Consider the following 15,095-nt stretch of genomic DNA (forward strand, 5'->3'; position numbering starts at 1 on the left):
CATGCCAGCTCCGTTTCTTCGAAACTTTCGCATCAGTTGTCGAATGTGACGCGCAGATTACGAACCAGAGAGACAGCGGTCAACGGTTCACGCATCACTTCGAGCGGTTGGCCGAAGGTCGACCCCGCCTTGGCTCGTGGGGGAGTTGTGCTCCTGCGGGAGTGGTTGACGCCGCTTTCCGGCGCCCCTAACGTGACGCAGCGCGTTCCGAAAGACGTCCGAATGTTTCGATGTTCCGAGGTGAGGCTGACATGATCCGAAGAAGGCCGAGGCCACGGTCCCTGCTGACCGCCCTGCTCGCCGGCCTGGTGTCGCTGCTGGCCGCGCTGACCCTGTCCGTGCCGGCCGCCCACGCGGCCTCCCTGACGGAGGTCACCGGGTTCGGAGCCAACCCGAGCAACCTGCGCATGTACGTCTACCGCCCGGACAGCGCGCCGGCCCGCCCCGCGGTCCTGGTGGCGGTGCACTACTGCACCGGTTCCGGTCCGGCCTTCTACTCCGGCACCGAGTTCGCCTCGCTGGCCGACCGGTACGGCTTCCTCGTCGTCTACCCGTCCGTCACCCGCAGCGGCGGCTGCTTCGACGTCTCCTCGCCCCAGGCGCTCAAGCGCGGCGGCGGCAGCGACCCGGTCGGCATCATGTCGATGGTCACCTACGCCGAGCAGCACTACGGCGCCGACCCGGACCGCGTCTACGTCGCCGGCGCCTCGTCGGGCGCGATGATGACCAACGTCCTGCTCGGCGACTACCCCGACGTGTTCAAGGCCGGAGCCGCCTTCATGGGCGTGCCCTTCGGCTGCTTCGCCACGACCGACGGTTCAAGCTGGAACACCGCGTGCGCCAACGGAACCGTGACGAAGACACCGCAGCAGTGGGGCGACCTCGCCCGCGGCGCCTACCCGGGCTACAGCGGCCCCCGGCCCCGGATGCAGCTGTGGCACGGCACCGACGACACCACGCTGCGCTACCCGAACTTCGGCGAAGAGATCAAGCAGTGGACCAACGTCCTCGGCGTGAGCCAGACGCCCGCGTTCACCGACCACCCGCAGTCCGCCTGGACCCGCACCCGCTACGGCGGCACCGGCACCCAGGCCCCCGTCGAGGCCATCAGCCTCCAGGGCGTCGGACACGCCCTGCCGACCACCGGCATGGCCGCCCGCGCCATCTCCTTCTTCGGACTGGACTCCGCGACCACCCCGCCGCCCACCGACCCGCCGACCGACCCGCCCACCACACCGGCCGGCGCCTGCCGGGTGACCTACACGACCAGCACCTGGAACACCGGGCTGACGGCCGCGGTCACCGTGACCAACACCGGCACCGCGCCGGTCGACGGATGGGCGCTGACGTTCACCCTCCCGGCAGGGCAGACCATCACCTCCGGCTGGAACGCCCAGTACGCACCCGCCAGTGGCACCGTCACCGCGCGGAACGCCCCCTACAACGCCACCCTGGCCCCCGGCGCCTCGGCCACCCTCGGCTTCCAGGCCACCCACACCGGCGACACCTCCGCCCCGACGGCCTTCAGCCTCAACGGAGCGGCCTGCGCGACGCAGCAGCCCTGACGGTCGTCCGTGAACGGCGCTCACGGCCGGTCGCAGGGCCTGGCGAGCGGTCCGGTTCCCGGCGCGGAAGAGCAGGTCAGGCGATCGGGCCGACGTAGTTGCCGGGGTGACTGGCGGCCTCCTGCCGGGTGACACCGCCCCACAGCCAGGTGAGGGTCTTCACGGTGCCGCCGGGCAGGGTGACCACGGCCTGATCGGGCCGGATGACCTCGTTCCCGTTCTTCCCGGCGTCGCTGAGGAAGGTGATCGTGAACCGCGCGCTCTTTCCGGGCGCGAGGTGCACGCTGTCGCCCCCGGGCCGCTGGGACAGCGTCTCCGGCGGGCCGTCGGTGGTGAGCATGACCGACGGCGCGCCGAGCAGGGAACAGGCACGGTCGCCACTGTTGCGCACCTGGACCCGCGCCGTCTCCTGCCGGTCGCTGCCACCGCCGGGCCCGGCCGTACCGCCGGCCCAGGACAGCGTGACGTTCTTGCAGGCAGGCGAGCCTGCGCCGGGAACCGCCCCGGCGGGGACGGCGGCGGAGAGGGAGGAGACCAGGGCGCCGGCCGCGACGCACAGGGCGATGGTCCGGACACGCTGCATGAGAACCTCCGATGAGTGGAGCGAAGTGGCTGGCACGTACCTGGTACCGCGGAGGGGACGACGGACCCCTCTTGAACCGTGGACCACTGGACACCGAGTGACTGAACGCTGAACCACCGTCCCGTCCCGGCCGCCCGCCGGAACGACTATTCCGGTGCCGCGGCGAAGATCCAGCGGTTGGCCGCCAGGGCGTCGTCCGGCTCCGGGCGGGGACCGCGGCCGTGCCGGGCGGTGAAGTCGTACGGCGTGTGGACGGCCACCGACCAGCCCCGGCCGGCGAGTGCACCGGCCGAGTCGGGGCGCGCCCGGCTGTCGAACAGGGCGAGCAGGTCGATGCCGAGGCGCCGCCGTGCCGCCGTGTAGACGGGACTGGCCCGTACCCGCGGTGATTCGGCGATCTCCTTGATCTCGTAGGCCAGGGAGCTGCCCGCCGCGCTGAGCCGGCCGATCGTGGTCATGAGGCGGCGCTCGGCGTCCGCCGGGAGGTAGAGCAGCAGTCCCTCGGCGAGCCACGCGGTGGGCGCGGCGGCATCGAAGCCCGCGCCGAGCAGTGCCTCGCTCCAGCCGAGCCGGAGGTCGGCCGCGAGGGTGCGGCGCCCGGCCGTGGGGACGGCCCCGGTCCGGTCCAGCACCGCCTGCTTGAACGCCAGCACACCGGCCGTGTCCACCTCGTACACCGTGCAGCCCGGCGGCCAGCCGAGGCGGAACGCCCGGCAGTCCAGGCCCGCTCCCAGCAGCACCACCTGCCGGACGCCCCGGTCCGCGCGGTGGAGCAGATGATCGTCCAGGACACGGGTGCGCAGGCCGAAGTACCGGCCGAGGCGGCCCCACAGCGGATCGGCCTCACCGGCGGGCACCTGCTCCGGACGGACCGGCCAGCCGGCCGAGACCGGTGCCGCGCGCACGAAGTGCTCCGCGAACGGGTCCCGGGCCAGGGCGTCGGGGCGATGCGTCTCGATGGCGCGGGCCGCGGCCACCAGCAGGGCGGTACGGGCCACACCCCGGGCCACACCGGCGGTCACCTCGGCGGCGGCACACACAGCCTCTCCTCCCCGGGCCGGGACACGGACGCCGTCCACGCCCGGGGGTCGTCCGCGGTGGTGGTCCGGGCGCCGTACACGAGGCGCATGAACCTCAGCACGGCCTCGTACGGCAGGTGCAGCGCGGCGGTGCAGTCCGCCAGGACGGTCACGTGGAAGCCCTTCTGGAACGCCGTACGGGCGGTGGAGTCCACGCACACGTCCGCGTACAGCCCGGCGAGGACCAAGTGGCCCACGCCCCGCGCGGTGAGGTGCTCCTCGAAGCCGTCGCCCAGGAAGGCGTCGAAGCAGGCGCGCTTGGTGAACACCCGCTCGCCCGGGGCCGGGGCGACGGCGTGGAACCGCGCGCCCCAGGAGCCCTCCCTGCACGTGGGCCGCTTGCCGAGGGCGCGGTCCCGCAGCCGCCAGGCGGCGCCCTGGAACTCGGGGTCGCCGACGAACCGTACGAAGACCACCTCCACACCGCGTTCGCGGGCCAGGGCCACCGCCCGGACGCACCCCGCGACGGCCGCCTCCAGCACGGCCGGGTCCTCGCCGAACCGGGCCAGGGCCGTCGGGCCGGTGCAGAAGTCGTTCTGCACGTCCACCACGACGAGCGCCGTCCCGGCCGCCTCCCCGCCGGTCACGGCCCGCCGACCAGGGCGGCGTCCCGCGGCGTGCCGTCGGGTCCGGGTACGTCGAGGCAGCCGAGCAGCGCGTCGACCACGGCGGTGGTGGAGTGCCGTCCGCCGAGGTCCGGGGTGCGCACCCCGCGCTGGTCCAGCGTGCGCAAGGCCCGCTCGGCGGCCCGTACCGCCCCGGGGCACCCGGCGTGGCGTTGCGCGACGAGCGCGGCCGCGCGGATCGTCGCCACCGGGTTGACCAGGTCCCGCCCGGCGAGGTCGTCGGCGGACCCGTGCACCGTCTGGTACTCGACGAGGCCGGCCAGGCCCGGTGCGAGGCAGACGTTCTCGGTGCAGCGGTTCTCCTGCCGGTCGGAGCCGAACCGGTCGAGCAGTATGACGTGCATGATGTCGGCCCACTCGTTCCCGGCGACGATCAGCGTGCGGTCGGGCAGGCCGTGGGTGATGAGGTTGCGGTTGACCGTGTCGGGCTGGAACAGGTCGACGGTTATGCCGAGCCGGTCCGCGAGGCCGGCCACCCAGGCGTCGAGGGCGCCGTCCAGCAGGTGGAACTTGTACGCCATGACGATGCGGTCGAGGCGTCCGTCCGGCCACTCCCGCCGGGCGCGCCGCAGGGCGTAGGCGACCACGGCCTCGGTGATCTCCCGGCTGAAGGTCATGGTCCGGGTGACCTCGCCGGGCGTGTGCCGGTTGTCCCCGGTGTAGAACCCCTGGGCCTGGTCCCGCACGAGGAGCAGGGAGCGCCCGGCGTCGGTGAGGAGGTCCACCTTCACGGCGCGCAGCCGCTGCCGGACGAGGTAGAGGGACTGGGCGTTGACGGCGGTGCGGAAGATCGCCTCGGTGCCCTGCTCGGCCCGGGTCCGGCAGAACCGCTCGTAATGGTCCGCGTCCTCGGCGGTCAGCGCCTGGACCGCGGCCACGTCCCGTTCGGCGCGGAGCGAGACGTAGGAGTGGTACAGGCGGGGGGAGCGCTCGATCGTCACGCCGTGCGGATGCCCGGCGGTCAGCGCGCCGAGGACGCGCTCGAAGACGTCCGCGACCTCCGGTCCCGTGCCCCGGCCCACCGCCAGACCGATGACGGGCTTGGCGACGCGCGCCTCCGTTGCCGGGGCGGGAACGCTGGGGTCGCTCACCGGGCCGTGCCGGCGGTGAGGTGGTCGCCGGGGATGCCGGCCTTCTCCGGGCGGTAGTAGTCCCGGATGCCGTCCGCCCAGACGGCCGTGGGGACCCGGTCGCCGTCGGCCGGGCCGAAGGCGTCGAAGAGGGCGTCGATGTTGGGCCGCCGGAACCCGATGGCCGTCATCAGGGCGGTGAAGTGGCCGCGTTCGACCAGGCCGTCGCCGTCCGGGTCGCCCAGGGCGGCCAGGGCGTCCGCGAACGCGTCGGCCGTGGCGTGGAACCGCTCGGGGGCGAGCACCACGGCGGTGAACTCCTCGGGACTGATCCGCCCGTCGCCGTCGGTGTCCAGCTCACGGACGAGCGTCTCCCAGTAGCCCCGGAAGGCGTCGAGCAGTCTGTCCCGCGCCGTGTCCCCGGCCTCGGGCACCGCCGCGACGACCCGCTTGCCCATCAGCTCGAAGTCGTCGGCCTCCAGAACGCCGTTGCCGTCGGCGTCGAACAGGGAGAAGACGAGCTGGACACGGTCGTTCGCCTCGGTGGTGGGCATGGTGCCTCCTCTGGAGCGGCGCTCGGGCGGGGACGCCACCGTTTCCCCGGGCGGGGCCGCGACGGCCCCACCACTATCGGCCCGCCGTGCGGGCACCGGCGCGGGAAGCCGGCCAGGTGCACACGAAAGAAGGGAATCTCCCGGATGACGCATGAAGCGGCATGAGCCGGGAGAGCGGCGCGAGGTGCCGGCGGCCAGGCGGAAGGCGGCTGGCGCCTCGTGTCCGCATCTGGGGGACATGTGGCCGTGCGGACGTGGTCCGGGCACCGCGCGGTGCAGAACACTGGTGCCGGGCCGGATCCCGGAACCCCGCATCCGAACGACGAAGAGGTGGCAGGCGATGACTGCGGACACGAACCTTACGGCCGGTATCCCCGTGCCGGACACGAAGCTGGCCCGCGAGGCGACGGAACTGGTCCGGGACAGTACCAGTGACCTGATCTACCACCACTCGCGCCGGGTCTACTTCTTCGGCAGCCTCCAGGGCCGCAACCGGGACCTCGGCTTCGACCCGGAGCTGCTGTACCTCGGGGCCATGTTCCACGATCTCGGCCTGAACGAGGAGTTCCGCACCAGCGGACGCCGGTTCGAGGTGGACAGCGCCGACGAGGCCCGTCGTTTCCTCCAGTCGCACGGCGTGCCCGAGGACAGCGTGCGGCGGGTGTGGACGGCCATCGCGCTGCACACCACACCCGGCATACCGGAATTCATGGAACCGGAGGTCGCGCTCGTCACCGCGGGCGTCGAGTACGACGTCCTCGGCATCGGGTACGAGGCGATCTCCGACGCGGACCGCGCGGACATCGTCGCCCTGCACCCCCGGCCCGGCTTCAAGGAACGCATCCTCGCGGCCTTCACCGACGGCATCCGCCCCCGGCCGCAGACCACCTTCGGCAATGTCAAGGCCGACGTGCTGGAGCACTTCGTGCCCGGATTCCGGCGGGAGGACTTCGTGCGCGTCATCCTCGACTCGCCCTGGGCCGAGTAGCACGTCCGGACCCGGCGCCGTACGCGGCCTGACCGCACTCGTCGCCGCAGCGGCGGGCGTCCCGGCCGGTGCGGCAGGCCCGCCCGCCCCCTCAGTCCTCGGCCACGCGGATGATCGTGCGGCCGGGGACACGCTGTCCCGGTGCGAAGGCGGCGGCGGCTTCGGCCAGCGGCCGGACCGCGCCCACCCGTACCCGGAGCCGGCCCTCCCGCAGCCGCCGGACGAGGTCGGCGAGGCGCGCGCGGTCGGGTTCCACGACGAAGAACACGGCCCGGCCGTCGTCGGGGCGGACAGCGGGCGGGTGCGCGATGGTGACCAGCGTGCCGCCGGGGCGCACGAGCGCCGCCGAGCGGCCGAGGACGTCACCGCCGATCACGTCGAACACGACGTCGACGGGGCCGGCGTCCTCCCACCGGTCGGCCTCCAGGTCGAGGAACGCGTGCGCGCCCAGGTCCAGGACGGTGTCCAGGTCGGCGGAGCGGCCCGTGCCGACCACGCGGGCGCCCGCTTCCCGCGCGAGCTGCACCGCGATCGAGCCGACAGCGCCCGCGGCGCCGTGGACCAGGACGCTCTGGCCGGTGGCGAGGCGGGCGTGGTCGAACAGGCCCTGCCAGGCGGTCAGCCCGGAGATCGGCAGCGCGGCCGCGCGGGTGTGGCCGACGTCCGCCGGGAGCGGGGCCAGATTGCGGGCTTCCACGGCGACGTACTCGGCGAGCGAACCGTCGCGGGTCCAGTCGGTCAGCCCGAAGACCCGCTGGCCGACGGTGAGTCCGGTGGTCCCGTAGCCGAGTTCCGCCACCACTCCCGACACCTCGTGGCCGGGCACGCTCGGGGTGCGGTTGCGGCCCGCGCGGTCGGACCAGGTCCCGGGCCAGTCGAGTTCTCCCCGGGTGAAGCCCGCGGCGTGCACCCGCACGATGACGTCGTTCTCGGCGGCGTGCGGACGGGGAAGGTCCTCCAGGGTCAGCCCGGTGACTCCGGCTTCGCGGTCTCGGACGGTGATCGCTCGCACGAGGGGTCCTCTCTTGGCGTGCTCGGGAGACGTTCGTGTGCTCGCCCCGGCCGGGTCACCGCGGCCAGGGGGCGTCCAGGACGCGCTGGACCATGGACGTACGGCGGAATCCGGGAACGAAGTGTTCGAGGACGTCCGCGTTGACGGTCCCGTAGGTGGTGTCCGGGCGGTCCTTGAGGCCGTCGACGAAGGCCTGGAGGAACTCCTTCTTGAAATCGCCGCGCGGATGAGCGGCGACGATCTCCGCGAGCCGGCCGTCGTCCAGCCGGTCCAGCCCCCAGCCGACCGCGTCGGTCAGCACCCCGTAGTTCGTGGCGGCGATCTCCGGGCCCATCCGGCCGGGAATCCCCGGTGTCGAGTGCAGGGCGATCGCCGTCCAGACGGTGTCGCCGGCCTGCCGGGAGAACTCGCGGTCGCGCAGGAACGCCCGCGCGTGGTCGGCGCCGTCCAGCTCGAAACGCTGCCGCGCGCCGGAGAACGGGATCAGCAGGCCGGTGTCGTGGAACATCGCGGCGATGTAGAGCAGCTCGGGATCCGGCCGCAGGCCCAGCTCGCGCGCGTGCAGGGAACCGAAGAGGAATACCCGCCGGGAGTGGTGGAAGAGCAGGGGGTTCGTCCGGTCCCGGAGGAAGTCCGTGGCCTCCGCGGCGGCCGGGGTCCCGGGGATCTCCACCCCTGCGATGATGTCCGTCATGATGTCCGTGCTTTCCGGTGCGATGTGCTGGGAGCGGACCGTGCGTCCGTTCTCCACGGTGCCGTCCGGCCGGCCCCCGGCGCCGCCTCGGTCCGGCCAGGAACCACTCGAATGCGGTCACCTCAGGATGGGCCAGTGAGCCCGGGTGCGCATCGGGTGGCGATCCTCGTCTACGACGGGGTGAAACTGCTGGACGTCGCCGGTCCCGCCGAGGTGTTCGGGGAAGCGAACCTGCTCGGCGCCGACTACCGGATCGTCCTGGTGTCGGCGACCGGTGCCGATGTCGCCTCCTCGGTCGGCATGCGGATGGCCGTCGACGGCAGCGCCGCCGCGGAGCCGGATCCCGGCACGTTCCTGATGCCGGGAGGGGACCTCTATCCGCGCACTCCCGTCCCCAGTGACCTGGTGGAAGCCACCAGCGGTCTGGCGGTCCGCTCCGGGCGGGTCGCGTCGGTGTGCTCCGGCGCGTTCGTCCTCGGCGCGGCCGGCTTGCTGGACGGCAAGCGGGCCACCACCCACTGGAGGATCGCCGGCGAACTCGCCGCCCGGCATCCGGGGACCCGTGTCGAACCCGACGCCATCTACGTGCGCGACGGCACCACGTACACCTCGGCGGGCGTCACCGCCGGCATCGACCTCGCGCTGGCTCTCGTCGAGGAGGACCACGGTCCCGACGTCAGCCGGGAGGTCGCCCGCTCCCTCGTGGTCTACCTGCAGCGCGCGGGCGGCCAGTCCCAGTTCTCCGCGCCCCTGCAGGGCCCGCCGCCCCGGTCGCCCGCCCTGCGCGGGGTCGTCGACCTGGTCACGGCGGATCCCGCCGGCGACTGCTCCCTCGCCGGACTGGCCCGCCACCTCAACATCAGTACGCGCCACCTCACGAGGCTGTTCCGGGAGGAACTGGGCACCACACCGGCCCGGTACGTCGAGTCGATCCGCTTCGACATCGCGAAGTCGCTCCTCGACCAGGGGCACACCGCCACCCGGGCGGCGTCCCTGGCCGGCTTCCCCAGTTACGAGGCCCTCCGCCGCGTCTTCGCGCGGGAGCTGTCGATCTCGCCCGCGGCCTACCAGCGCCGGTTCGCCACCGCACGCCGCGCATCCGCCACCTAGGGCGAAGGGGCAGCCGGGGCCGGCCTCCCGGTGCGGCGTACGGGACAGCGGCCGGGGCCCGCCGGACGCGGCCGGCAGACCCCTGCGTCCCCGGCCCGCAGCACCACGGCAGCCGGCCGGCTGGAGCGGGACGGTCCGGCCGTACCGGGCCGTCCCGCGCCGCCGGCCCGCGGCGACGGCAACGCCCTACCGGGGCGCTTCGAAGCCGCCGATCTCCTGCTCCAGCAGTTCGGCCAGCCGCAGTGGGGTGCGGTCCTCGAACATCGGCCCGACGAGCTGCACTCCCACCGGCAGCCCCTCGGGGGACCGGCCCGTCGGTACGGCGGTCGCGGGCAGCCCCGGCATGGTGGCCACACCGGCCCACACGAGCTGGTCGAAGTACGGGTAGGAGACACCGTCGACGTCGATCCGGCGTTCCGTGGGATCGGGGTGGTGGTCGTGCGGGAACGCGGGAGTGGGTGTGACGGGACACACCACGGCGTCGAACTCGGCGAAGAGCTCCCGCCAGCCGTGGCGGTGCAGTTCGCGGCGGGCGTTGGCCTGGATCCACTCGCGGTGGCTGAACGCTATGCCCCGCAGCCGGGTGGCCTCCAGGCTCAGGTCGTCCGCGTCCAGCCCGGCGGCGCGGATCCGGAGCCGTTCGTACGTCTCGACGGGGAAGCCCGCGGAGAAACCGGAGTACAGCAACTGCATGTAGAGCACCGCGGCTTCGGCCAGGTCGGGCAGCAGCGCGCTGTGCCGCTCCACGCGGGCGCCGCCGCCGGCGAGCGCGCCGGCCACCCGGTCCACGCCCGCCCGCACGGCGGCGGCGGTGGCGATGAGCGGGTGCTCGTCGAGGACGAGCACCCGGAAGTCGCGGAGCCGCTCGTGGCGCGCGGGCGGCAGCGTCACGTCGTGCGCCACACCGAGCGTCAGCGGGTCCGGTCCCGCCATGACGTCGAGCAGGAGCGCGAGGTCGCGGGCACTGCGCGCCATCGGACCGACGACGGCGAGGTCGGGGTCGGCCGGCAGGGCCGGGGTGCCCGGCGGGACCATACCGCGGGTGGACGCCAGCCCGTGCGTCGGCTTGTGCGCGTAGACACCGCAGAAATGCGCGGGGGTGCGCAGCGAACCGGCGATGTCGGAGCCGATGGACAGCGCGCCGTACCCGGACGCCAGGGCCGCCGCCGATCCCCCGGACGACCCGCCCGGCGTACGGCGGTGATCCCACGGGTTGTTGGTGGTGCCGTAGAGGTCGTTGAAGCTCTGGATATCCTGCAGCCCGACGGGCACATTGGTCTTGCCGAGCACCACCGCGCCCGCGGCCTTCAGCCGCGACACCTGTACGGCGTCCTCGGCCGGCAGATGGTCCCGGTGCTGGGGTATGCCCCAGGTCGTGGGCAGCCCGGTGACGTCGTAGGACTCCTTGACCGTCACCGGAACGCCGAGCAGCGGCCGGTCCTCGCCGCGGGCGCGCGCCTGGTCGGCGTCGCGCGCCGCGGCCCGCGCGCGGTCGAAGTCCGGCACGCAGATCGCGTTGACCGCCTTGTCGTCCCGCTCGATCCGGGCGATCGCCGCGTCGGTCAGTTCCGCCGAGGTCACGTCACCGGCCCGTAAGGCAGCGATGAGGTCTTCGGCCGTCAGAAAATTCCAGTCCATGGAGCGGACCGTACCGGCCATCGGGTGGAGCCGTGAAATGTCTTTCGGCGCAGGCGGGTTGGGGTCTCCTCCCGGGAGGGTCTGCCCGGTTGTGGCAGGCGGTGCGGGGTCCCTCGGAAATCCGTTTCCCACGGTGTCCCGGCGCCTCTACGGTGGCTCGGTGGAGACTCAGGTGATCCTTGTCAACGGTGGTTCCAGCTCGGGGAAGTCCGGCATCGTCCGGTGTCTGCAGGCGGTCCTGCCGGATCCGTGGCTGGCCCTCGGGACGGACACGCTGGTGGACGCGATGCCGGCGTCCCTGGAGGCGTCGGACGGCGGCATCGGCTTCGCCCCGGACGGAGAGGTGACCGTCGGCCCGGAGTTCCGGGCGCTGGAAGCGGCGTGGATCGAGGGCGTCGCCGCGATGGCCCGCGCGGGCGCCCGGGTCATCGTCGACGAGGTCTTCCTCGGCGGCGCGTACTCACAGCAGCGCTGGCAGAAGGCCCTGAGCGGACTGCGGGTGCTGTGGGTCGGCGTCAGGTGCGACGCGGCGGTGGCCGCGGGCCGCGAGATCGCCCGCGGCGACCGGACCGTCGGCATGGCCGCCGCCCAGGCGGCACTGGTCCACCAGGGCGTGCGCTACGACCTGGAGGTGGACACCACACACGCGGAGGCGATGGACTGCGCACGGACCATCGCCGCGCATGCCGAGTGACCGACGGCCGGGCCGCCCGTCGCCGGGCGGCCGGGGATGCCGTCACTCGCGCACGTCTGGTCAACCAGCGCGTGTGCCAGAGGCGTTGCCGACGGCGACCGTCCCGCGCGACCACGCCGGGCCGGTCTCCCAGCCGTCACGAGCTTGACACAAACGGGCCGGAATGACGTCCCACGCGGCCTCGTTGCCGTCTACATGACCATCGGAGTATCGCTCTCTCATCTCGACCCGATCGACACCATCGTGCGACTCGCCCGAGAGGCCCGGGAATCCGGGCTGACGTCCGCCTGGTTCGGGCAGACCTTCTCCTACGACTCCCCGGCGCTGGCCGCGATCGTCGGCCGCGAGGTGCCCGGCCTCCAGGTCGGCACCTCGGCGATCCCGGTCTTCGGCCGCCATCCGCTGCTCGTCGCGAGTCAGGCCCAGACGGCCCAGGCCGCCACCGGCGGCCGGTACCACCTCGGGCTCGCGCTCGGGACCAAACACTTCACCGAGACCGGCTTCGGCATCCCGTACGAGCGTCCCATCGCCCGGCTCCGCGAGTTCCTGACCGCGCTGCGGCCGCTGCTGGAGACGGGCAGCACCGACTTCCACGGCGAGCTGCTGACCGCCAGCACCCCGCTCCCGGCCACCGTGCCCGGCGCCGAACCGCCGGTACCCGTCCTGGTCGCCGCCATGGCACCGCAGGCCCTGCGCGTCGCCGGCACGCTCGCGGACGGCATCCTGCCGCTGCTGGCCGGACCGCGCGCGCTGGCCGAGCACATCGTCCCCGCCGTCACCGCGGCGGCCGAGGCGGCGGGCCGGCCGGCGCCGCGGATCGTCGCCTTCGTGCCCGGCGTGGTCACCTCCGACGCCGAGAAGGTGCGGCGGACGGCGGTCGAGACGCTCTCCTTCTACGAGAGGTTCCCGTCCTACCAGCGGGTCATCGAGCTGTCCGGCGGCACCCGGGCCGTCGACGTCGCCGTCATCGGCGACGAGGAGCACGTCGCCGCCGAGGTACGCCGTTACCGCGACGCCGGAGCGACGGAGGTGGTGTTCACGGCGACCGACCTGGGCGGGGAGGCCGACCAGCGCCGGACGTTCGCGCTGCTGGGCGAACTGGCCGGCGGCTGAGCCGCAGGAGGCGTCCCGTGACCGCCGCGGCGCGACCCGCGCCGCGGTGACGGACGGAGCGCCGGCGGTGGTATCGGATCCGGCCAGAGGATCTTGGAGGGTCTCGAAAGCGACCCGCACTATGCATGTCTATGTGTAAGGGTGCATACTCTTCCTATGTCCAAGGTCCTCACTTCCCTTCCGGTCGGCGAGCGCGTCGGCATCGCCTTCTCCGGCGGCCTCGACACGTCGGTCGCCGTCGCGTGGATGCGCGACAAGGGCGCCGTCCCGTGCACCTACACCGCCGACATCGGCCAGTACGACGAGCCCGACATCGCCTCGGTGCCCGGCCGCGCGACGAACTACGGTGCCGAGATCGCGCGCCTGGTCGACTGCCGGGCGGCCCTGGTGGAGGAGGGGCTGGCCGCGCTCGCCTGCGGCGCGTTCCACATCCGCTCCGGCGGGCGCGCCTACTTCAACACCACCCCCCTGGGCCGCGCCGTGACCGGCACGCTGCTGGTCCGGGCGATGCTGGAGGACGACGTACAGATCTGGGGCGACGGCTCCACCTTCAAGGGCAACGACATCGAGCGGTTCTACCGCTACGGTCTGCTCGCCAACCCGCACCTGCGGATCTACAAGCCCTGGCTGGACTCCGACTTCGTGACCGAGCTGGGCGGCCGCAAGGAGATGTCCGAGTGGCTGCTCGCGCACGGGCTGCCGTACCGCGACAGCACGGAGAAGGCCTACTCGACCGACGCCAACATCTGGGGCGCCACCCACGAGGCCAAGACGCTGGAACACCTGGACACCGGCGTCGAGACGGTCGACCCGATCATGGGTGTGCGGTTCTGGGACCCGTCGGTGGAGATCGCCCCCGAAGACGTGACCATCGGTTTCGACCAGGGCCGCCCCGTGACGGTCAACGGCAAGGAGTTCGCCTCCCCGGTCGAACTGGTCATGGAGGCCAACGCGATCGGCGGCCGGCACGGGCTCGGCATGTCGGACCAGATCGAGAACCGGATCATCGAGGCCAAGAGCCGCGGCATCTACGAGGCGCCCGGCATGGCGCTGCTGCACGCCGCGTACGAGCGCCTGGTCAACGCGATCCACAACGAGGACACCCTCGCCCAGTACCACAACGAGGGCCGCAAGCTGGGCCGCCTGATGTACGAGGGCCGCTGGCTGGACCCGCAGGCGCTGATGATCCGCGAGTCGCTCCAGCGCTGGGTCGGTGCCGCGGTCACCGGTGAGGTGACGCTGCGGCTGCGGCGCGGCGAGGACTACTCGATCCTCGACACCACGGGCCCGGCGTTCAGCTACCACCCGGACAAGCTCTCCATGGAGCGGACCGAGGACTCCGCGTTCGGCCCGTCCGACCGCATCGGCCAGCTCACCATGCGCAACCTGGACATCGCCGACTCCCGCGCCCGGCTGGAGCAGTACGCGGACCTCGGCATGGTCGGCACGGAGCACCCCGCGCTGATCGGCGCGGCCCAGGCCGCCTCCACCGGTCTGATCGGCGCGATGCCCCAGGGCGGCGCCGAGGCGATCGCCTCCCGGGGCGCGGTCTCGGAGGAAGACGAGGCGCTGGACCGCGCCGCCATGGAATCCGGCACGGACTGATCACCCCGCCTCGGGGCAAGGGGCCCCGCCGGTCTGGGACCGGTGGGGCCCCTTGCCTGTGCGCTTCTCTCTTGGACGACGGTGACAGCGCCGCCCCGCCCGCGGTGCGGAAACCACTGGACCACGACTCCCCGCCGCCGTCGGGGCGCGGCGATCCGGGTCCGGGTTCCCGGGCCGGGTCCGGGTTCGGGCTCCGGGTCCGAGTTTCGCGATCCGGCTCCGGGTCCGCGGTCCGGCTCCGTCGTCGGCTCTCCGCGTCCGGGTGCGGCGACCTGGATTCGCCGCGTTCTGCGACCCGGCTCCGCGTCCGCGTTCCGCGGTCCGGCTTCGCCATCGGCTCCCCGCGTCCGGGTGCCGTGATCCTGCTCCGCCGCGTTCCCCGCCCCGGCTCCGCCGGCTCCCGGCGTCCGGATGCGGGGAGCCCGCTTCGCGTCCGCGTTCTCCCGCGGAGCGGGTCCCTCCGAGCTTCGCCCGGCGCCGTGAGCCGGCGCGCTGCGCTCCCCGACTCGCTCCCGTCCGCGTGAGCGGATGCGGCTCGCTCCGCTCACCGCCAGGCGGCACGCGCTCCGCGCGCCGGGCCAACCGTAGGGCATCCGCCCCGCGTTGCGGGCCGGGGCCGGCCTCCGGCCGACCCGTGGCCTCCGCTGCACTCCAGCCAAACAGGGTGCGCGACCCGGCTCCGCGTCCGGACGCCGTGACCCGGCTTCGCCCGCGTTCCGCGATACGGCTTCGCCGTCGGCTCACCGCGTCCGGGTGAGGCGACC

At 73.3% G+C, this 15,095-nt stretch carries 14 protein-coding genes; 6 read left to right on the forward strand and 8 right to left on the reverse strand.

What is annotated here, in order from left to right:
* Positions 1 to 251 precede the first annotated feature (251 nt).
* The gene (locus ACZ4SV_RS35290) at positions 252 to 1,565 is read left to right on the forward strand and encodes an extracellular catalytic domain type 1 short-chain-length polyhydroxyalkanoate depolymerase (protein ID WP_468010809.1); all 1,314 of its coding nucleotides are present in this window, start codon (positions 252 to 254) and stop codon (positions 1,563 to 1,565) included.
* Between the two features lie 76 nt (positions 1,566 to 1,641).
* On the opposite strand, the gene ACZ4SV_RS35295 is transcribed toward ACZ4SV_RS35290, so the two are convergent.
* The 5 genes from ACZ4SV_RS35295 to ACZ4SV_RS35315 all read right to left on the reverse strand — a co-directional run bounded on the left by ACZ4SV_RS35295 (position 1,642) and on the right by ACZ4SV_RS35315 (position 5,477).
* Positions 1,642 to 2,148, reverse strand: coding sequence for a DUF4232 domain-containing protein (locus ACZ4SV_RS35295; RefSeq protein ID WP_468010813.1), 507 nt, complete (start codon positions 2,146 to 2,148; stop codon positions 1,642 to 1,644).
* A 146-nt stretch (positions 2,149 to 2,294) separates the two neighbouring features.
* Positions 2,295 to 3,188 (reverse strand): class I SAM-dependent methyltransferase, encoded by an 894-nt coding sequence (locus ACZ4SV_RS35300; protein ID WP_468010817.1) that lies wholly within the window; start codon positions 3,186 to 3,188, stop codon positions 2,295 to 2,297.
* A complete protein-coding gene (locus ACZ4SV_RS35305; protein ID WP_468010820.1) occupies positions 3,167 to 3,814 on the reverse strand; it encodes a cysteine hydrolase family protein in 648 nt (215 codons plus the stop codon). The genes ACZ4SV_RS35300 and ACZ4SV_RS35305 overlap by 22 nt, the downstream gene beginning before the upstream one ends.
* Positions 3,811 to 4,944, reverse strand: coding sequence for an isocitrate/isopropylmalate family dehydrogenase (locus ACZ4SV_RS35310; protein ID WP_468010823.1), 1,134 nt, complete (start codon positions 4,942 to 4,944; stop codon positions 3,811 to 3,813). The genes ACZ4SV_RS35305 and ACZ4SV_RS35310 overlap by 4 nt, the downstream gene beginning before the upstream one ends.
* A complete protein-coding gene (locus tag ACZ4SV_RS35315; RefSeq protein WP_468010828.1) occupies positions 4,941 to 5,477 on the reverse strand; it encodes an EF-hand domain-containing protein in 537 nt (178 codons plus the stop codon). The genes ACZ4SV_RS35310 and ACZ4SV_RS35315 overlap by 4 nt, the downstream gene beginning before the upstream one ends.
* 340 nt (positions 5,478 to 5,817) lie before the next feature.
* Between ACZ4SV_RS35315 and ACZ4SV_RS35320 the strand changes: the two genes are divergently transcribed.
* Positions 5,818 to 6,465 (forward strand): HD domain-containing protein, encoded by a 648-nt coding sequence (locus ACZ4SV_RS35320; protein ID WP_468010832.1) that lies wholly within the window; start codon positions 5,818 to 5,820, stop codon positions 6,463 to 6,465.
* A 91-nt stretch (positions 6,466 to 6,556) separates the two neighbouring features.
* On the opposite strand, the gene ACZ4SV_RS35325 is transcribed toward ACZ4SV_RS35320, so the two are convergent.
* Both ACZ4SV_RS35325 and ACZ4SV_RS35330 read right to left on the reverse strand, forming a co-directional pair.
* Complete coding sequence (locus ACZ4SV_RS35325) at positions 6,557 to 7,477, reverse strand: NADP-dependent oxidoreductase (protein WP_468010836.1); 921 nt, start codon at positions 7,475 to 7,477, stop codon at positions 6,557 to 6,559.
* 55 nt (positions 7,478 to 7,532) lie between these two features.
* Entirely contained in the window at positions 7,533 to 8,171 is a 639-nt protein-coding gene (locus ACZ4SV_RS35330) for an HD domain-containing protein (RefSeq protein WP_468010840.1), read from the reverse strand.
* 135 nt (positions 8,172 to 8,306) lie between these two features.
* On the opposite strand from ACZ4SV_RS35330, the gene ACZ4SV_RS35335 reads away from it, so the two are divergent.
* Positions 8,307 to 9,281, forward strand: a complete 975-nt coding sequence (locus ACZ4SV_RS35335; protein WP_468010844.1) for a GlxA family transcriptional regulator — start codon at positions 8,307 to 8,309, stop codon at positions 9,279 to 9,281.
* Positions 9,282 to 9,467: 186 nt separating this feature from the next.
* On the opposite strand, the gene ACZ4SV_RS35340 is transcribed toward ACZ4SV_RS35335, so the two are convergent.
* A complete protein-coding gene (locus ACZ4SV_RS35340) occupies positions 9,468 to 10,919 on the reverse strand; it encodes an amidase (RefSeq protein WP_468010848.1) in 1,452 nt (483 codons plus the stop codon).
* A gap of 160 nt (positions 10,920 to 11,079) precedes the next feature.
* On the opposite strand from ACZ4SV_RS35340, the gene cpt reads away from it, so the two are divergent.
* The 3 genes from cpt (at position 11,080) to argG (ending at position 14,331) form a co-directional block, all read left to right on the forward strand.
* Positions 11,080 to 11,613, forward strand: a complete 534-nt coding sequence (gene cpt / locus ACZ4SV_RS35345) for a chloramphenicol phosphotransferase CPT (protein ID WP_468010853.1) — start codon at positions 11,080 to 11,082, stop codon at positions 11,611 to 11,613.
* A gap of 195 nt (positions 11,614 to 11,808) precedes the next feature.
* The gene (locus ACZ4SV_RS35350) at positions 11,809 to 12,726 is read left to right on the forward strand and encodes a TIGR03564 family F420-dependent LLM class oxidoreductase (RefSeq protein ID WP_365883734.1); all 918 of its coding nucleotides are present in this window, start codon (positions 11,809 to 11,811) and stop codon (positions 12,724 to 12,726) included.
* 156 nt (positions 12,727 to 12,882) lie between these two features.
* Positions 12,883 to 14,331 (forward strand): argininosuccinate synthase, encoded by a 1,449-nt coding sequence (argG, locus tag ACZ4SV_RS35355; RefSeq protein ID WP_365883733.1) that lies wholly within the window; start codon positions 12,883 to 12,885, stop codon positions 14,329 to 14,331.
* The last annotated feature ends 764 nt before the right edge of the window (positions 14,332 to 15,095 follow it).

The organism is Streptomyces sp. NPDC027672, assembly GCF_055566335.1.